We start from the raw sequence: 16,287 nt of genomic DNA, 5'->3' as shown, positions 1-16,287 counted from the left end.
CGTCCTGCTCCGCAGGAACGACGCACGGCCCTACGGGCCGTTACCCCGAATTGCTGCGCAATTCGGGACGCTATTCGCTACGCGAATAGCTGGTATTTCGCTCCGCGAAATACTTGAATTGCTCCGCAATTCACCACCTGTTTTGGGGTGGTGCGGAGTGACTAGTGGTCATGCGGCCGGTGGGCGGCGGGGGTTCAGGCGTGGCGGGCTACGAGGTGGGGGCTGGCGGTGCGTCATGCGTCTGACCTGTGTGAACTTTGGGTCCCGGCCCTACACTCGGCGGCGCGTCCGGGGTCCCGGGGCGTGATGCATCGCTGTCGAGATTACCCGAATCCAGGCAACACCCCCGGCCTTCAGCGTGATACACGGTGGGTCGCCTGCGACGGAATCCGGGCACCACCTTCGGGCGCGCAGCGTCCGGCGAGGCCGCCGCGTCGGGTGAATTCCGGGCTTTTCGCATTCCGTGGTGCCGAATCTCTCTTTGCATTACAGCGAGACGAGTGACCAATTCGCGAGCCAGGCCTACTCCTGATGCGGCGTCAATTGAATTCGGGCGGATGTCGCCGCTCGGTGCGGGCGGGAATTCCGGGGGCAGAACCAGTCGAGACCGGGAGGAAAGGAGAAGGCCGTGGCGCTGGGCGGGGGCGGCCGGTCGGCGGGCCGGTGGACCGGCGGACCCCTGCGGGCGTGTGAGGGCCTGTGAGGGGCCTCCGGGGCAGCGGTGCGGCCCGGCCCCGCCCCGAGGAGGGTGGCGGGCCGCTGCTGTGTGGTGGTGTCAGGTCAGGAGGCCCAGCCGACGGAGGAGACGAAGGTGTAGGCGTCGTAGCCGGAGTCGAGGTCCTGGATGACTCCTTCCCAGACGTCGGTCATGGCGTCCAGGTCGCCTGTGAGCCAGGCGTCGACGGCGGCTTCCCAGACACGGGGCCGGACGGTGGTGGAGCGGATGGAGAGGTGCCGGCGGTGCTTGAGCGGAACGCCGCTCTGGTCGACGGGGTCGATCTCGATCCGAGTCCCCCGCCCGCCGTTGGCGAGGCGCTGCTTGAGGTGGGAGGCGACCCGCTCGCGCCGCAGCGCCCAGTAGGCGGCGTCCAGGCGGGCCCGGTTCTTCGGGGACGGGGAACGCTTCCCCGCAGTCCACGCCGCGAGGGCCCGCCGGCTGATCCCGGCGTCCATGATGGCTTGGCGGCCGGCGGCAGACTTGGTGAGGTAGTTGAGCCGGGCGTTCACGCCTCGCCGGGAGTCCGGGGAGGAAGCGATGCCGGTGACCATGCGCTCGATCCCGGCACCGATCGCGTTGGCGCCGTGGACGCCGTCGGCGCCGAACGTGCCGAGGTCGACCCAGCGGGAGTCGTCGGCCATCAGCGGGCCTCCTCGGTGATGGTGGCGGTGTAGGTGGTGGGCTCACCGGTGCGCGGGTCCGTCTTGACCTTCATCTCCGACAGGCCGGTGCCCTGCTCGAACACGGCCTGCCAGTCACCGGCGACGTGCAGCTCGTCCGTACCCGCCATGGAGACGACGGTCAGACCTGCGGTGGCGGCCTTGTAGGCGCGGCCCCAGAGGTTCGCGAACGCCTGACTCCGGATGAGGTGGACCCAGTCCGGGCGGACGATCTCACGGTTGTGGGCGGACTCCCCGATCGTGGAGACGAACTTCGCGTACATCTGCTTGACGTAGGTGAGGGTGACGTCGTCCCCGGCAGCGATCGCATCAGCGCGTGCGTCGGCGAGGAGCTGCCGCAGGGAGTCGAGCATCGTCTCCGTGGAACCGGACGTCCACGACTCGTGGACGACCGGCGGGGCGGCGAACAGACGGTACTTCGGCCCGGCGAGCCGCAGCAGGAGCCGCATGGTCGGCTCCGTCACCCACAGCGGCCCGCCCTCCTCGCGGTCCCCGAGCGGGTTCGGCCCGGTGGGATGCCGCCAGACCGGAGGATCGATCAGGTACACCCCCGCCCGCTTCCGGTCGTGCTCCCCGCCCCGCGCGTGTTCGAGACGGCCGATCGGCAGGTGGGTCTTGAGCGCGCTGAGGTAGGCGGCGTTGACGTCCAGGGCGGTCACGGTCAGCTCGCCGTCGGGGGTGCGGCGCAGCCCGGGGCGGCGCCAGGACGGGCGGGCTTCCCAGATCAGGTCCGCCTCCCGCTTCGACGGCTTCGAGAAGATCGGCGGGAGCGCGGGGTAGGAGGTGTGCTCGTACCGGGCGCCCTTCCGGGACAGGGCGAACAGCGCCATGACGTCGGGGATCGCCCGCTTCGTCAGCGCGGCGGTCGCGGCGTCCGCGTCCCCGCCGGCGGCCTCCAGCTCGGCTTCCACGGCGGCCGCGATCCGGCCGCGCAGCCCGGTGCGGGTCTCCTCGGCTGTGGTGGTGCGGGTGCGGCGCTGCTCCTGGTGGCGGTGGTGCGCGGTGCGGGCGGCGCGGGCCTGCGGGGACTCCGGCACCGACGAGTGCGCGACGACCGGAGCGGCCTGCGCAGGAGCGGGGGCCTGCGGGGCGGCAGGGGCCGGGTAGCGGTCCGCGAGGCCACGCAACAGCCGGGTGTAGGTGGCGCGGTGCTCCCCGGCCGGGGTGGTCTCCCCCGCCTCCCACCGGCGCAACGTGTCGGAGGTGACGCCGACCGCGGCGGCGACCTGGGCACGGGAGAGGCCGCCGGCCTCCCGCAGCCGGAGCCGTTCGCCGGGTGGGGGCAGCGGGTCGGCCTGCCGGAGCAGGTTCTCGATCGGGTCGGTCATCGCTTGCCCTTCGCGCTCGGCTGGTCGGCGGGGATGGTCGTCTGCGTGCCGCCGACCGTCTCCGCGCGGCGGCGCTCCGGCAGACACGCCAGAGCGTGGTCGACCCCTCGCAGAAGATCCGCCGGGCCCATCTCGTAATGCGCGGCGAGGTAATGGAGATCGCGAATACTCCACCCCGCACCACCCTGTTTCCGAGTGACCTGCGTGCGGTCCCGGCCGATTCCCTTGGCGAGATCGGCCTGCGTTTCCCCCGTCGCGCGCAAAAGGGCCGCGACGGCATCCCGCAGCCCCCTTTCAGTGCTGGTCGTAGCAGCGCGACCACTCGAAGCATTAACCATGTGCATACAATACACCCTAGGTGCGTTCTGGGTACTTTTCGCAGGTGGTGGCAGTGCGCCCCGGGCCCCAGGCTCGGCGGGGGTGCGCTCCGGACCCCCGCCGGGCCCGATCCCGGCCCGCCCGGAACAGGCGGTGCTGTACAGGCATAATCGAACATATGATCTATGAAGCGACGACGGGGCCGATGCTGACGCCGCCTCCCCTGACCGGCGCCACGGAGCGGCCCGCCCGCGGGCCGCTGTCCGGGGTGCTGCCCGGCGGGCGGCTCCGGCCGGGAACCGCTGCGGCGGCGGACGGGGACGTGCCGCTGCTCCTGACCCTCGCCGCCGACGCGGTCGCCGTCGCCGGACGGGCCGGGCACGGAACGGTGGGGTGGGCGGCGGTCGGCATGCCCGAGCTCGGGGCGCTGGCAGCGCAGGACGCCGGACTGGAGCTGTCGACAGGGTTGTGGGTGGGCCCCGGCGGGTGGTGCCGGGGCCTGCGGGGGTCAGGTGGGGCAGCAGGGGGTGGGGGCGGGGGTGTTGGTGGTGTCGCTCTCACCGAGGGTGTCGGCGTCGGCCTTGACGACGTAGATCTCCCAGGGTTCCTTACCGGGGCCGTGGACCCAGACCTTGTCCTGGAGGGCATAGCAGCAGGTGATGTCGTTCTCTTCGAAGGTGGCGAGGCCGGCTTCGGTGAGTCGGGTGGTGGCGGCGGTGACGGTGTCGGTGGTGTCGACTTCGATGCCGAGGTGGTCGAGGTGGGTGTCGGTGGTGGGTTCGCCTTCGAGGAGGACGAGCTTGAGTGGGGGTTCGGTGAGGGCGAAGTTGGCGTAGCCGGGGCGGCGTTTGGCGGGTTCGGTGCCGAGGAGTTTGGAGTAGAAGGTGATGGAGGCTTCGAGGTCGGGGACGCGGAGCGCGAGTTGGATGCGGGACATGCTGAGCCTCCGGGCTGCTTGTATTGGTGTTTGTCGATGCAAGCTTGCGCCTTGTTTCGATGAACGTCAAGATAGAAGCATGTCGAAACAAGAGCTTCCGGTCGTGGGCCAGGACGTCGCGGAGTGCTGCCCCGCGCTGCTGGCCGCCCCACTGGACGAAGAGCAGGCCGAGGCCGTGGCGAAGGTGTTCAAGGCGCTGGGGGACCCGGTCAGGCTGCGGTTGCTGTCGATGATCGCCTCGCGGTCGGGCGGCGAGGTGTGCGTGTGCGACCTGACCCCCGCCTTCGACCTCTCCCAGCCGACGATCTCCCACCACCTGAAACTGCTGCGGCAGGCCGGGCTCATCGACTGCGAGCGCCGCGGGACCTGGGTCTACTACTGGCTGCTGCCGGAGGCGACTGACCGCTTGGCCCGCGTCCTGACCCGCCCGGCCGGCGCGCCGTCGGCCGACACCACCGAGGCCGCCCGGTGAGCGCGACCGGGACCGGCGTGCCGGGGCCGCGGGGAGCGTTGTCGTTCACCGACCGGTGGCTGGCGGTGTGGATCCTGGCGGCCATGGCAGCCGGCCTCGCCCTGGGCCGCGCGGTCCCCGGGCTCGGTGGGGCGCTGGCGCGGGTGACCGTCGCGGAGGTGTCCCTGCCGATCGCGCTGGGACTACTGGTGATGATGTACCCGCCGCTGGCCAAGGTCCGCTACGACCGGCTGGGCGCGGTCACCGGCGACCGTCGGCTGCTGGCGCTGTCCCTGGCGCTGAACTGGCTTCTCGGACCGGCGTTGATGTTCGCGCTGGCGTGGCTGTTCCTGCCCGACCTTCCCGAGTACCGCACCGGCCTGATCATCGTCGGACTCGCCCGCTGCATCGCCATGGTCATCATCTGGAACGACCTCGCCTGCGGGGACCGGGAGGCCGCCGCCGTTCTGGTCGCCCTCAACAGCCTCTTCCAGATCCTCGCCTTCGCAGCGCTGGGCTGGTTCTACCTCACCGTCCTACCCGGCTGGCTCGGACTGGAGCAGACCACCCTGGACGTCTCGGTGTGGGAGATCGCCCGCAGCGTCCTGATCTTCCTCGGCATCCCCCTGGCCGCCGGCTGGGCCAGCCGCCGACTGGGCGAACAGATCCGGGGCCGCGCCTGGTACGAGGAACGGTTCCTCCCCCGCATCAGCCCCTTCGCCCTGTACGGACTGCTGTTCACCATCGTGCTGCTCTTCGCCCTCCAGGGCGAGGCCATCACCTCCCGCCCCTTCGACGTCGCCCGTATCGCGCTGCCGCTCCTGGTCTACTTCGTCCTCATGTGGGCCGGAGCGATGGCCGCAGGACGCGCCGCCGGCCTGGACTACCCCCGGGCCACCACCCTCGCCTTCACCGCCGCAGGCAACAACTTCGAACTCGCCATCGCCGTCACCATCGCCACCTTCGGCGCCACCAGCGGACAAGCCCTGGCCGGCGTCGTCGGCCCCCTCATCGAGGTCCCCGTCCTCATCGCCCTGGTCTACCTCGCGCTCGCGCTGCGCCACCGCTTCCCACCCGCTGACGGCACCGGCCCCGCGCCGCCCTCACCCGCCACGGAGAACGCCCGTGTCTGACCGGTCCCCCGCAGCCCCGGCGTCCGTGCTGTTCGTCTGCGTCCACAACGCCGGCCGCTCCCAGATGGCCGCCGGGTTCCTCACCCACCTCGCCGGCGACCGCGTCGAGGTCCGCTCCGCCGGTTCCCTTCCCGGCCACCAGGTCAACCCCGTCGCGGTGGAGGCCATGCGCGAGGCCGGTATCGACATCTCCACCGCCACCCCGAAACTCCTCACCCCCGACACCGTCCGCGCCTCGGACTACGTCATCACCATGGGCTGCGGCGACGCCTGCCCGATCTTCCCCGGCAAGCGGTACCTCGACTGGCACCTGCTCGACCCCGCAGGAGCCGGCATCCAGGCCGTCCGCACCATCCGCGACCAGATCGAACACCACGTCCGACACCTCCTGGCCGAACTGCCCCTCCCCGCCACCGGCTGACGTCAACACCCCACCGCCCCCGCCGCGGGCCACCCCCGCCCAGGGCGGCCCGCAGCCATGCTCAAAGCGGCCTGGGCCGGCCCAGGGCGCCCGGCGTATCTCACGGCAGCCCAGCAGCCGAGCGAGGTAGCTGTAGGCCGCCAACCGCTCCACCGCCTCCTGCTCGTCCAGCTCATCACGGCTGTGGGTGGTCACGTTCCGCACCGTCGCGTTCAACCCGGTCGCCAGCCCGGCCAACGCCTTGGCCAAGGTCCCAAGCCTGTTTCGCATGCTCTTGACCGTCAAGGCGTCTCCGTGTCGCCGCTCGCCCTGGCGTCATCGACCATCGATCTGAGCCGGCCCCTGACGTCGGCCGCGATGGTCCGCACCTCCTGCGGCGCGAACAGGGCCTTCGGGGAGGACATCAACGACCAGTTCGAGATCGCGTCCACCACGCCGGCGCTCTCCACCCCGATCTTCGCGCCGGTGACCTCGACCGCACGCCCCGCGCCGCCGGCGGCCTCCGCCACATCCGACTCCTGCCGCCGCATCACCGCCGCTTACTGCCCGGGCTTCACCGACCCCGTCCGCAGGAGACCCCTCGAGGCGAGCATCGTGTATTCGACCTGACACCGAACACACCCTGCTTCATCGACCTGCGCCGGCACTACCGGAGCTCGTCTCCGCCGGCGGGTGGGAAGTGATCCGGGCGCCGTGCAGGTGCCAGGTACCGCCGTCTGCGCTCGCGCCGCGCATTCCGCTCAGTGTGCCGGGACCGGCCAGTGCGGGTAGCCGTGCGGTGTTCAGCGAGGAGAACGCGACCGTACGGGCGGGATCGAAGCCGGTGGAGTCACGCAGGCGGCGGGCGAGCTGTGCGAAGCCCAGCGGGGCGGCGGCGATCACCCAGGAGTCGGGGGTCTCGGCGGTGAGCCGTCGTGCCGGGCGCAGCCACGAGGCGGCCCTCTCGGGCCAGTGGACGACTGCCAGGACGTGGCCTCCGCGTGCCGTCCACGCGGTGTGGAATGCCTGGGCGGCCGTGCGGGAGGCGTCGTCGCGGCTGTGTCCGACAGTGACTGCTGCGGTCCGCTGTCCGGGAGGGCTCAGCAGGGTGAGGATCGCGGTGAGTTCGGCGTTCGTGGGGGGCTGGGGCAGGGGCAGCTCGTCCGTGTGGGCGGCGAGGTCGTCGTGGGTGATGAGGGGTGATCGCGAGGCTGTGTCGTGTTCGCTGAGAGGGTTCATCGGGCGGTGCTCCCTCGTTCGGCTCTCGGGCGGGTGCAAGGGGACGGCAGGCGCTCGGTGCCGGGCCGGGCCACGGCGGTGCTCTCACTGCGTCGGCCGTTGGTCGGACGCCCCAGTGGCCGTGGGCGGGAGGCCCGCAGCGGACAGGGCCGGTCCGGCCGCTCGTGCCGGTGGTCGTGGCGGTGTCCTCCGCTGTGGCAGGGTGTCGAGGTTGTGCTGACGCCTGCTCGGTCGGGGGTCATGCGGCGTCGTGGAAGACGAGACCGAGCGTGTGGCGGCGCCCGGATCGGACGGTGCTCACACCGTGCCGCATCGGTGCGTTGGACCAGCCGCGTTTGGTGGCGACCGGGCGGTCACGTGTGGTGAAGACCAGGCCGTGGCCTTGGGGGAGGGCGATCGCCGAGCCGCGGGACTGGGCCCGGGGGCGCTGTTCCGTCATCAAGAACTCTCCGCCGGTGAAGTCCGCGCCGGGGGTGTCGAGGCCGATGACGACCTGCAGGGGGAAGAGCATGTCGCCGAACACGTCGCGGTGCAGGGCGTTCCAGTCCCCGGGCCCGTAGCGCAGCAGGATCTGCGCGGATCTGTGCTGCCCTGCCGCATGGCACTTCTCCAGCCATTCGGCGAGGGTGTCGGGCCAGGGGGCGGGCTTGCCCAGTTTGGCTGCCCACTCCCGCGCGATGGGCAGTAGTCGGGGGTAGAAAGCGTCGCGCAGAGCCTGTACGACGTCGGGAAGGTCGTGGGTGAAGTAGCGGTACCGGCCGGAGCCGAACCGGTGGCGGGCCATGTCCACGGTGGTGCGGAAGTGGTGCTGGTGGTCGTAGAGGGCGGTGATGTCACGACACTCGGCGGGGGTGATCAGTTGTCCGGTCAAGGCGTGGCCGTGCGTGTCGAGTTCTGCTGTGAGTGCGGCCCAGTCGGTCTGTGCGACTGTCTCGGCGGGCGGGGTGGTCTCGGGCATGTCATGGGTTCCTTGGTCGGGTGAGGAGGGTCGCGCCACTCGGCCTCTTCCGGTACGGGGGCGCCGGAGTCAGGGTGGCCCGGTCCGGTGGGTGTCGTGGCGAGCGAGAGGTGCAGCGTGCGGCCCGGCCGCCTGCCGGGGCAGTCGGGTCGCACGTGCCGGAGGCGCAGCGATGCGGCGTCGACGGGGAGCGCTCTTGCTCCGTTGCCGGATGTCGTCCCGGGCGGGCCGGCCTGCTGCCGGGTGTGAGTCGCCGGTGGCGGTAGCCGGCCTGTCGCGGTGGTGGGGCAAGGGGTGGTGGCGGTGAGCTCGGTGAGGGTCGGAGAACTGAGCGGGCGGGTTGTCCGTCGTCCTTCGGTGGGAGTCCCGACCCACGAGGGCCCGCCGCGGGGGGCTGCGGGGAGCCGCCGTGAACTGACGGTGTGCTCGGGCGGGGAAACTCAGCGCGTGTTCGAGACCCCACGTCGGATCGGCTCGCGGCGCCGGATGCGGTCAGTTGCACGGCGGAGGGGCACCCTCATGCCGCGTTGTCTTCGGGTGTTCCTGACAACGCAGCAGATGGCCGTAGCCGGCGTCGCGGGCCCGGCGTGGGGTCTCACACACGCTCTCAGATGAGGGTCGGCTGCAGGGCGCCTTCGTGGGTGAGCAGGCGCACCTTGCGTTCGACGCCGCCGGCGTAGCCGCGCATCGAGCCGTCCGCACCGATGACGCGATGGCAGGGGCGCAGAAGCAGCAACGGGTTCGCGGCGATGGCGGCGCCGAGTGCTCTGACCTGCCCGCGCGGCAGCTCCAGTCGGGCGGCGAGGGCCCCGTACGTGGTCGTGGTGCCGTAGGGGATCTCTTCCAGCGCGTTCCAGATGCGTCGCTGGAAGTCGGTGCCGGCTGGGGTGACATGGATGTCGAACTGGGAGAGTTCGCCGGTGAAGTACCTCGCGAGCTGTCGGCTGATGGCGGTGAACGGCTCTGCGTTCCGCTGCCGTTCGGGGGGTTGGGCCGGGGCGTTGCTTTGTCCGGGCATGGACAGGGAGGTCAGGGCGAAGCTGTCGGTGCTCCCCTCGCCCAGGAGCAGCAGGTCGCCCAGTGGGCTGGGAATCGTCGTCCAGGCGGTCATCGTCGCCTCTCTGGGTACGGGCCGGTGCGGCGCCGTCCGGGATGTCCGGCTCAGGTCGCGTGGATCGTCCGAGGACGGGTGCGGGCCGATGCGGACTGCTGCCCGTGTGTCGCGGGCCTGGCGACCGGTCAGCGGGCGTTGTGGAAGATGAGGCCGAGCGTGTTGCGCTGTCCGGACGTCACGGTGTTGGTGCCGTGCCGCATGGGGTGGCGTCGGAAGCCGTTGTCACCGCGGGTCGGGCGGTGTCGCACGGGGAAGATCATGCCCTGGCCGCGTTCGGGCTTGACCACGATCGCACGGGACTGGGCGCGGGGCCGCTGCTCGACGAATACGTTCTCACCGCCGGTGAAGTCCGTGCCCGGTTGGTTGAGCATGATCGCGATCTGCAGCGGGAAAACGATGTCGCCGTAGATGTCCTGGTGCAGGCAGGCGTAGTCGCCGGGCCCGTAACGCAGGATCAGCGGAGTGGAGCGGCGCTGCCCGCGGTCCGCGCACTCGGCGAGCAGTTCCTCGAGGGAGGGTGGGAAGGTTCGCTCGTTCAGCTGGTCCGCCCACTGGTTGGCGATCCACGCCATCGGCGGGTAAAGCTGCTCGCGGAGAATCCGGATCAGCGGCACCGCGGCTGTGTCGGCGTAGTACTTGTAGGTGCCGCGGCCGAACTGGTGGCGCTGCATGACGACCGTGGAGCGGAACAGTTCGGGTTTGTCGAAGGTGTCGGTGATTTCCTGGCACTGCGCCTGCGAAAGCACTGGCGGCGTGAGGGCTACACCCTCGGCGTTCAGCTGGGCGTGCAGCTGGTTCCAGTCGAGTGCGTCGAGCCCGGGCAGGCCGTCCGTCGCTTGGACGTGCGGCACCGGGTAGGCCGGCGTCGTATCGGCGGGGAACAGGGTGCCGGCCTCGTGGGTGTGCTGGTTCATGAGGGTCTTTCGTGGTTCTGTGGTGCTGACACGCGCGGGGCGGGGCGGGACGAGTCGCCTGGCCGTCAACGATCGTCCCCGCGGCATCGACCGGATGCTGGCGGTTTTCGGACATCGCGCTTCCCTGATATGCGACGAGAGTGGAGCGTTTCGTTCACGCGGGCGGCCGGCTCGCAAAGGACGCGTTGAAGGCCGCGCCGGTAATGCGTCTGACCAGAGGTCATGCTTGTCCTTGTTGTGGCCGGACCGGCAACCGACAGTCTCGTGCGGACCGTTCGGTAAGGAATCGGGACCCCGGGGCGGCGGGTCATCCGTAGCGAGTTATGCCCGTGTGACGGCTGGGGGCGCCGTGGCCTGTGCAACACAGATGGTTCAGAGGCGTCCCGCCGCAGGATTTCACTGTGAACCGGTCAGGGTCTTGTATAGAGACACCGCGAGTCCGGCGTGAATCCCGTAGCCTGTTCGAGCCGGAAGAGGTGTGTGGCCAATGGGTTCCGAGGAGCTCATGGGTTCAGGGGGGGGTTCGGCCTGTTGGTCGATCGTCGCCGGGGCGTTCCCCCGGTGACTTCCGGTATTTCTTCGGTGGGTCTTGACGAGGTGTCGTTGGTGAAATGGCTGATCAGATTGTTCTGAGCATGCTGGGCGTAGCGTTCCGGGGCAACGGTCGGGTGCTTCGTCCGGGGTTGCCGACGTGCCGCGCCCTGTGCCGCGTAGCTGTACTGGCTGGTGAACTCCGACTGTTTTCTGGAAGGAACGTCTGATGGCTCATTCGACAGCTGTACTTCGGGGCGGTGGGGTCGCAGTCCCCAGCAGTCGGGCGACGCTTGCCGTCGTCGGGACGGGGCTGAGGGCCGAAGCCGCCGCGCCGGCGGCGCGTGAGGGCTCCCGGTGCGGTACTCCGGCGGCGGAGCGGGTGTCCTGATGGGGCACCAGGTCGACAGGTGTGGTCTCGCCGGGGCGGGCACGTCGGACACCGCGGCGGCCCTGGCCCGGGCCATCGGCCACTTACCGGCGAAGCAGCTGTCCGACGCGCCGGTGCTCATCGTCCAGGAGCGTGAACTGTTGGCGCGGTGCGAGGCGGCCCTGGAGAACCTGCGGATCGCTTACTGGGCTGCGGGCAAGGCGCTCCAGGTGGTGCGGGACGGAAAGCTCTACAGGGCGACGCACGGAACGTTCGAGGAGTACTGCCACGAGCTGTGGGACATCACACCGCAGTACGCGAACCAACTGATCAAGACCTGGAGGATTGCCGAGAGATTGTTCGATTCAGTGCGCACGGATTCGAACGGCTTGGAAACCGTGGTTTCCAAGAGGCTGGGCATTGCCCAGGCCAGGGAGTTGGTGTCCCTCACGGAGAAGCACGGCGTCGATGCGGCGGCGCTGCTCTATGTGGCACTGATCCGGGTGAAACGGCTGGGTGTCACGTCTGCCATGGTGAGGGGAGCGGTCCAGGCGCTCCCCCCGGAGGCGGTCGGGGAGAAGAGCGCCACCGAGGACGCGGTTCTGGCGTACCTGGCAGGCGTCGACGGGAACGTGCCGCTGTCCGTGACCAAGGACCCTTACCAGGGGCTGGCCCGGGTCGCGAAGAAGCTCAGCCCTGATGCGGTTCAGGCGGCGATGGCGCTCAACCCGGACGGCACGAGGCTGATGGTCCGCAAGCTGATCGAGGCGCTGTCCGTGTCGGCCGGGATAGAGGTGGAGATCAAGTCGTCGGCGGAGCCGGTGACGGTCTGACGGCTCGGGAGCACGAGAAGCGGCGCTTGCTGCCCGGTGATCCTCCGGGTGGTGGGGGCCGCTTTCCGTTCTGCGAGGGGGTGGCAGCCGTCCGGGGCGCCGGGGTCCCGCAGCGGTGCCCGGGTGAGGACTCGCAGCCCCCGCGGCGTGAGCGGTGCCCCGACGCGGCGTCGCCCGTGTCCGCCCGGGGCGCGGTGATTGCGGAGCGCGAGTCCTGTGGTGCGAAGGGCCCTCGGCAGGCGCTGGTCGTTCGGGATCGCACCCCCGGCTCTTGGGGGTGAGGCGTTGGTGGTCGGGTGGTTGCGGACGAGCGCGAGGGCCGCCACGGCGCGCCGCCGGGGTGCGGTTGGGGGGCCGCCGGTCGGGGCGCCGCAGCAGGTAGCTGCATCGTGGTCGGCGGAGCAGCAGCTGCGGCGCCGGTGCACGGGAGCTTTTCGAGGGGGTAGTTGCTGCGCGCCCTTCTCGCGCCGGCGGGCGCGGGCAGATGGTGAGCACGGCGTGGGGTCGTGGTACGGGTCCGGCCGCTTCCCGTCCGCCCTGGGGCGGTCAGGGCGTACTCCCGCCCTGTCACGCGCACCGGGGTCGTCGGCTGACGCGGGGTCCGGGCGTGGGTGGGGCCTCCGCAGGGGCGTTCGCGTCGGCGCCGAGGCGCTCGCGTGTCTCCAGCGCGAGGAGGTACTTCTTGGCGTCCACGCCGCCGGCGTATCCGGTGAGTGCTCCGGTCGATCCCACGATGCGGTGGCAGGGCAGAACCACGCACAGCGGGTTCGCCCCGAGCGCGGCGCCCACCGCTCGGGCGGCACGCGGACGGTCGAGCGCGCGGGCCAGCGCACCGTAGGTCGCTGTGCTCCCGTACGGTACGAGCGCGTCCAGTCTCGAGACGGTCCGCCGGCTGAAGGGAGTGGCCAGGCGCAGATCGACCGGGACGGTGAAGGAGCGGATCCTGCCTTGGAGGTACGCGTCCAACTGGGCGGAGGTCGTCTCGAGGACGGCTCGGCGCTCGGGATCGTCGACTTCACGCAGGCCTGAGCGTGCAAGACGGCCGCGTACCTCGTCCAGCGGCTGGAAACCGCAGTAGATCAGTGCGTCCGCGGTGGCGGCGAGGTTCAGGTCGCCGAGAGGCGTCGGGACGCGCGCGAGCGAGACGGCTGTCGTGTCGTCCCGTCCGGCGGTGGGGGTGCCGTTACTGGGCATGGGATGGCTCCGTACGTCGAGGGCGGGAGGGGACGGCCAGATCCGGTCGCTGCGGTCAGGCAGCGGCCGGGCGGCAGCTCTTGCAGGCGCGGTAGCCCGCGCGGCGGGCGTCGCCGGGGGTGCGGAAGGGAACGCGGCGCGCCGGGGTGATTCTGCGAGCGTGGGCGCAGGTGGGGTGGCAGTAGATGCGGGTGGTGGTGCTGCCGAGGAGCGTGGCGTCACCCTGCGCCCACTGCCGCACCGCGGCCGGGTCCATGCCTTCCGCGTGGCGCAGTGCGTCCCCTGTCTCGTGCGGGTATGCGGCGTCGCACGGGGCGCCGTTGTCGTCGGTGGCGCGGTGGCACGGGACCAGGACGGTCACGGGGTTGTGCGCGAGGACACCGATCACCGCCTCCGCTCGCATCTGCTGCGCGGCTTCCCGGGCGATCCAGGAGGCCGGACGCAGCTGGCCGGGGGGGATGGCGCGTACCGCCTCCAGCACGGCGCGTTCGGCCGCGGGGAGCGTCGAGAGGTCGATCGGCAGGTGCCGGGAGCGGCCGGTCCGCAGCGCGGGCCGCAGGCCGGCCAGTGGCTTTTCGGTGGGGATCGCGGAGCGGCCGACGCGTCGGCGGTGCAGTTCCTCGAACCGCTCCGCCGTCACGGGCCTCTGCCCCTGCCTGGAATCGGACTCCAGTACGGACATCGTGATCGCGTGCGAATTGAATGCCACGTACAGTCCGCCGGCCGCGGTCTCCAGCCGCACGTACGTGTCGTAGCGGGTGTGCGGAATGCCCGTACGCCGCAGGACGCGCAGGGCGAAGTGCTCCGCGGTGGTCGCTCCTCCCTGGCCCAGCTCTGCCAGTCGGGATTCCAGGGGGCCGGGCGACCGGGATGTCTGCTCACCGTCCGGTTTCACATCGCCACCTTCTTCCGCTCCGCCTCGTGCGGTCCGAGCAGTCGCCGCAGATGGCCGAGACCGCGGGACACCTGCGCCTTGGCCGTGCCCACCGGGCAGTCCTGTACCTCGGCCAATTCGGCGTAGCTCAGGCCCACCACATGCCGCAGCACCACCGGCACCCGGTACAGCTCCGGCAGCTGCGACAGCGCCGCGACGAGCCGGTGGCGGTCCTCGACCGCGGTGGCCCGTTCCTCGGGGCCCGGCCTCGCGTCGCTCCACATGTCTTCCGCGTCCTCCACCCGCATGGCCGACACCGGGCGTCGCACGCTGGTGCGCACGTGGTTGCGCCAGACGTTGGCTGCAATCGTCAGCAACCATGCGCGGGGCCGCAGGGCCCGACGACGGTCACCGGAGTAGCCCCGCAGCGCGGTGTAGGCACGCAAGAACGTTTCCTGACCCAGGTCGTCCGCCTCCGCGGCGGAGCCCGCCACACGCAGCAGGAAGGCGTGAACGCCGCGCGCGTGGACCCGGACCAGCTCTGTGAAACCGTCGTCCAGGTCCGCCGCGAGTAACTCGGTCAGCTGCTCCGTCTCGTCGTCCATCATCGGGGAAACACCGTCTCGATGCATCGGGTTGCAGGGGTGCGCGGTCGGGGCGGTGCGCGGGGTCTACTTCGTCCGGGCGGTGGCCGCAGGCACGTCGAGCACGGGATCGCCCGACTTGATGGCCTCGTAGAGGAACTGCAGGCGCGGCGTGGGTTCGATGCCCAGGGTGTCCCGCAGCACACGCCCCAGCGTGTGGTGGACGGTGAGCGCGCGGCGACGCTCGCCCGATCGGTGCAGCGCGAGCATGTACTGGGCGTGGATGTTCTCGTGGGTGGGGAGCTGCACGGCCAGGGCGGCGAGTTCGTCCAGAAGCTCTCGGTGCCTGCCGATCCGCAGGTCCGCTTCGATGCGGCGTTCGAGCACGCCTTTGCGTGTCTCCTCCAGCTCGACCAGGTGGGCCCTGCTGAGGGGGCCTGTCTGCACGTCTGCGAGGGCGGGGCCACGCCACAGGGCCAGGGCTGCGGCGAAATACTCGGAGGCCTGCTGAAAGCGGCCGGCCGCTGCGGCTTCCTGGCCGAGCCGGTCCATGCGCTCGAAGCGGAAGCGGTCGAAGGAGGGAGGAGCCACCTTCAGCTGGTAGCCGTGGTTCTGGGTGACGAGGGTCTGGTCGTGGACGTCCGCTGCGGTGCAGCGAAGAGCCTGCCGTATGTGGAGCACGTACGTCTGCAGGGTGGACATCGAGCTCTTGGGAGGGTGGGAGTCCCATAACTCCTTGATACATTCACTCGCGCGTACCATCTGGTTCGCGTTGAGCATCAGGAAGGCGAGCAGTTGGCGCGGTTTCGGGGCACTCGGAGTCAGGTCGGTTTCATTTTTCAGCAGCAATAAGGGGCCCAGTACACCCATTTCCATTGCCTCCTCCGTATCCTTCGGAAAGATTCCGGTTCCACCGAAGTCGACATTAACCTCGATCCGCGGCCACGGCTCGGCTTTCGTGATTTGATTGGCCTGCCTCGGCTTGTTCCCGTGGTTGTGGCCGGAGTCGTGGCGTCCAGTGGGCGAGCTTCCGTTGCGGGGAGATCGACTGGTGCGGCCCGTCGCGCGGTAGCCCCGGATGCGGTCGGATGGCGACGAGAAGGTAACTGGAGAGGCCGCTCCGGTGGCGCGGTGGACGGAATCGCCGGGGCGAATTCCACCAGGCGGCTCCCTTGGCGAGCGACCCGAAGTCACGTGACCGCACCGGTGGCGGCCACACTTTTCACCGCATCGAATCCGCGCCGCGAACGCGACGGCCCGACGCAGGTCGGGGCCGTCCCTGCCGAGCTGCTGTCATCGGGGCGCCGCAAGCCCGGGGTCCGGTCTTACGGAAGAAGCCGTGACCGACCGATTTGAATCGATTCAGCGCTGGCCTGGTCCGCCCCTCCCCCATGAATCACCGCGGCAGTTCTTCGGCGACACAGGCGAGGCGTAATGAGCCTCTTCGCAACGCGGAGGGTTGTCGCAGGCGGCTCGGGCCGCTGCGACGCTTGCCCCGGAATCCCGAATGCCCACCCGCTCCCGCGGGGCGTTCCAGGGTCCCGGGGCGCGTGTTCGCGACTCCGTCGGGGCGCTCCTGGCAGACGGGTCTCCCCGTCCTTGGTTCGTCGTGCCGGCGTGCCGTGGCCATGTGCGCCGGCCCACGGCTGACACCGAGTCACACCTGTGGGATGCGGGGTGGCCGCCTGTCCGGGTGTGGTCGCGGAAACGG

General features: G+C 70.6%; 17 protein-coding genes and 1 pseudogene. 4 read left to right on the top strand and 14 right to left on the bottom strand.

From position 1 onward, the window contains the following. Positions 1 to 780: 780 nt before the first annotated feature. From HCJ92_RS04275 to HCJ92_RS04260, 4 genes are all read right to left on the bottom strand, one after another. Positions 781 to 1,359 (bottom strand): transcriptional regulator, encoded by a 579-nt coding sequence (locus tag HCJ92_RS04275; RefSeq protein WP_167932044.1) that lies wholly within the window; start codon positions 1,357 to 1,359, stop codon positions 781 to 783. Beyond that, the gene (locus tag HCJ92_RS04270) at positions 1,359 to 2,726 is read right to left on the bottom strand and encodes a helix-turn-helix domain-containing protein (RefSeq protein ID WP_167932043.1); all 1,368 of its coding nucleotides are present in this window, start codon (positions 2,724 to 2,726) and stop codon (positions 1,359 to 1,361) included. The genes HCJ92_RS04275 and HCJ92_RS04270 overlap by 1 nt, the downstream gene beginning before the upstream one ends. Beyond that, positions 2,723 to 3,070: an acyltransferase gene (locus HCJ92_RS04265; RefSeq protein WP_245240571.1), complete on the bottom strand. Its 348-nt coding sequence runs from the start codon at positions 3,068 to 3,070 to the stop codon at positions 2,723 to 2,725. The genes HCJ92_RS04270 and HCJ92_RS04265 overlap by 4 nt, the downstream gene beginning before the upstream one ends. A 482-nt stretch (positions 3,071 to 3,552) precedes the next feature. Then, positions 3,553 to 3,981 carry an ArsI/CadI family heavy metal resistance metalloenzyme gene (locus HCJ92_RS04260; RefSeq protein WP_167932042.1) on the bottom strand — a complete coding sequence of 143 codons (429 nt, stop codon included), beginning with the start codon at positions 3,979 to 3,981 and terminating at the stop codon, positions 3,553 to 3,555. A 79-nt stretch (positions 3,982 to 4,060) separates the two neighbouring features. Here HCJ92_RS04260 and HCJ92_RS04255 point away from each other — a divergent pair, with 79 nt between their 5' ends. The 3 genes from HCJ92_RS04255 to HCJ92_RS04245 are packed head-to-tail and all read left to right on the top strand — an operon-like array spanning position 4,061 to position 5,986. Beyond that, complete coding sequence (locus HCJ92_RS04255; RefSeq protein ID WP_167932041.1) at positions 4,061 to 4,453, top strand: ArsR/SmtB family transcription factor; 393 nt, start codon at positions 4,061 to 4,063, stop codon at positions 4,451 to 4,453. Beyond that, positions 4,450 to 5,565: an ACR3 family arsenite efflux transporter gene (gene arsB, locus HCJ92_RS04250; RefSeq protein WP_167932040.1), complete on the top strand. Its 1,116-nt coding sequence runs from the start codon at positions 4,450 to 4,452 to the stop codon at positions 5,563 to 5,565. Before HCJ92_RS04255 ends, arsB begins: the two co-directional genes overlap by 4 nt. Next, a complete protein-coding gene (locus HCJ92_RS04245; RefSeq protein WP_338054015.1) occupies positions 5,558 to 5,986 on the top strand; it encodes an arsenate reductase ArsC in 429 nt (142 codons plus the stop codon). The genes arsB and HCJ92_RS04245 overlap by 8 nt, the downstream gene beginning before the upstream one ends. Positions 5,987 to 6,157: 171 nt before the next feature. On the opposite strand, the pseudogene HCJ92_RS24675 reads toward HCJ92_RS04245, so the two are convergent. The 6 genes and pseudogenes from HCJ92_RS24675 to HCJ92_RS04220 all read right to left on the bottom strand — a co-directional run. Then, positions 6,158 to 6,256: pseudogene (locus HCJ92_RS24675) on the bottom strand (TIGR02391 family protein); the annotation flags it as partial. 11 nt (positions 6,257 to 6,267) lie between these two features. Continuing rightward, positions 6,268 to 6,495 carry a hypothetical protein gene (locus HCJ92_RS24670; RefSeq protein ID WP_245240570.1) on the bottom strand — a complete coding sequence of 76 codons (228 nt, stop codon included), beginning with the start codon at positions 6,493 to 6,495 and terminating at the stop codon, positions 6,268 to 6,270. A gap of 118 nt (positions 6,496 to 6,613) precedes the next feature. Then, positions 6,614 to 7,204 (bottom strand): type 1 periplasmic-binding domain-containing protein, encoded by a 591-nt coding sequence (locus HCJ92_RS04235; RefSeq protein ID WP_167932039.1) that lies wholly within the window; start codon positions 7,202 to 7,204, stop codon positions 6,614 to 6,616. 238 nt (positions 7,205 to 7,442) lie between these two features. Next, positions 7,443 to 8,162: a 2OG-Fe(II) oxygenase gene (locus HCJ92_RS04230; protein ID WP_167932038.1), complete on the bottom strand. Its 720-nt coding sequence runs from the start codon at positions 8,160 to 8,162 to the stop codon at positions 7,443 to 7,445. 607 nt (positions 8,163 to 8,769) lie between these two features. Beyond that, positions 8,770 to 9,273, bottom strand: a complete 504-nt coding sequence (locus HCJ92_RS04225) for a methylated-DNA--[protein]-cysteine S-methyltransferase (protein ID WP_167932037.1) — start codon at positions 9,271 to 9,273, stop codon at positions 8,770 to 8,772. A 128-nt stretch (positions 9,274 to 9,401) separates the two neighbouring features. Next, the gene (locus tag HCJ92_RS04220; protein ID WP_167932036.1) at positions 9,402 to 10,190 is read right to left on the bottom strand and encodes a 2OG-Fe(II) oxygenase; all 789 of its coding nucleotides are present in this window, start codon (positions 10,188 to 10,190) and stop codon (positions 9,402 to 9,404) included. A 921-nt stretch (positions 10,191 to 11,111) separates the two neighbouring features. Between HCJ92_RS04220 and HCJ92_RS04215 the strand changes: the two genes are divergently transcribed. Beyond that, positions 11,112 to 11,924, top strand: a complete 813-nt coding sequence (locus HCJ92_RS04215) for a hypothetical protein (protein ID WP_167932035.1) — start codon at positions 11,112 to 11,114, stop codon at positions 11,922 to 11,924. A gap of 567 nt (positions 11,925 to 12,491) precedes the next feature. On the opposite strand, the gene HCJ92_RS04210 is transcribed toward HCJ92_RS04215, so the two are convergent. The 4 genes from HCJ92_RS04210 to HCJ92_RS04195 form a co-directional block, all read right to left on the bottom strand. Next, entirely contained in the window at positions 12,492 to 13,118 is a 627-nt protein-coding gene (locus HCJ92_RS04210) for a methylated-DNA--[protein]-cysteine S-methyltransferase (protein ID WP_167932034.1), read from the bottom strand. 55 nt (positions 13,119 to 13,173) lie between these two features. Beyond that, a complete protein-coding gene (locus HCJ92_RS04205; protein ID WP_338054014.1) occupies positions 13,174 to 14,013 on the bottom strand; it encodes an MGMT family protein in 840 nt (279 codons plus the stop codon). Next, a complete protein-coding gene (locus HCJ92_RS04200) occupies positions 14,010 to 14,597 on the bottom strand; it encodes an RNA polymerase sigma factor (RefSeq protein WP_167932048.1) in 588 nt (195 codons plus the stop codon). The genes HCJ92_RS04205 and HCJ92_RS04200 overlap by 4 nt, the downstream gene beginning before the upstream one ends. 66 nt (positions 14,598 to 14,663) lie before the next feature. Beyond that, positions 14,664 to 15,446 carry an AfsR/SARP family transcriptional regulator gene (locus HCJ92_RS04195; RefSeq protein WP_245240573.1) on the bottom strand — a complete coding sequence of 261 codons (783 nt, stop codon included), beginning with the start codon at positions 15,444 to 15,446 and terminating at the stop codon, positions 14,664 to 14,666. Positions 15,447 to 16,287 lie beyond the last annotated feature (841 nt).

The organism is Streptomyces spiramenti, assembly GCF_012034385.1.
GTDB classification, from domain to species: domain Bacteria; phylum Actinomycetota; class Actinomycetes; order Streptomycetales; family Streptomycetaceae; genus Streptomyces; species Streptomyces spiramenti.
The sequence above is the reverse complement of the archived record's forward strand: the minus strand, read 5'-3'. Positions and strand labels throughout refer to the sequence as shown.

What these genes read in the sequence shown, in the direction of transcription:
- HCJ92_RS04275 (WP_167932044.1), bottom strand. Translation starts at nt 1,359, where the DNA reads ATGGCCGACGACTCCCGCTGGGTCGACCTCGGCACGTTCGGCGCCGAC.
- HCJ92_RS04195 (WP_245240573.1), bottom strand. Translation starts at nt 15,446, where the DNA reads ATGGGTGTACTGGGCCCCTTATTGCTGCTGAAAAATGAAACCGACCTG.
- HCJ92_RS04215 (WP_167932035.1), top strand. Translation starts at nt 11,112, where the DNA reads ATGGGGCACCAGGTCGACAGGTGTGGTCTCGCCGGGGCGGGCACGTCG.
- HCJ92_RS04265 (WP_245240571.1), bottom strand. Translation starts at nt 3,070, where the DNA reads ATGCACATGGTTAATGCTTCGAGTGGTCGCGCTGCTACGACCAGCACT.
- HCJ92_RS04225 (WP_167932037.1), bottom strand. Translation starts at nt 9,273, where the DNA reads ATGACCGCCTGGACGACGATTCCCAGCCCACTGGGCGACCTGCTGCTC.
- HCJ92_RS04270 (WP_167932043.1), bottom strand. Translation starts at nt 2,726, where the DNA reads ATGACCGACCCGATCGAGAACCTGCTCCGGCAGGCCGACCCGCTGCCC.
- HCJ92_RS04210 (WP_167932034.1), bottom strand. Translation starts at nt 13,118, where the DNA reads ATGCCCAGTAACGGCACCCCCACCGCCGGACGGGACGACACGACAGCC.
- HCJ92_RS04255 (WP_167932041.1), top strand. Translation starts at nt 4,061, where the DNA reads ATGTCGAAACAAGAGCTTCCGGTCGTGGGCCAGGACGTCGCGGAGTGC.
- HCJ92_RS04260 (WP_167932042.1), bottom strand. Translation starts at nt 3,981, where the DNA reads ATGTCCCGCATCCAACTCGCGCTCCGCGTCCCCGACCTCGAAGCCTCC.
- HCJ92_RS04235 (WP_167932039.1), bottom strand. Translation starts at nt 7,204, where the DNA reads ATGAACCCTCTCAGCGAACACGACACAGCCTCGCGATCACCCCTCATC.
- HCJ92_RS04200 (WP_167932048.1), bottom strand. Translation starts at nt 14,597, where the DNA reads ATGGACGACGAGACGGAGCAGCTGACCGAGTTACTCGCGGCGGACCTG.
- HCJ92_RS04230 (WP_167932038.1), bottom strand. Translation starts at nt 8,162, where the DNA reads ATGCCCGAGACCACCCCGCCCGCCGAGACAGTCGCACAGACCGACTGG.
- HCJ92_RS04220 (WP_167932036.1), bottom strand. Translation starts at nt 10,190, where the DNA reads ATGAACCAGCACACCCACGAGGCCGGCACCCTGTTCCCCGCCGATACG.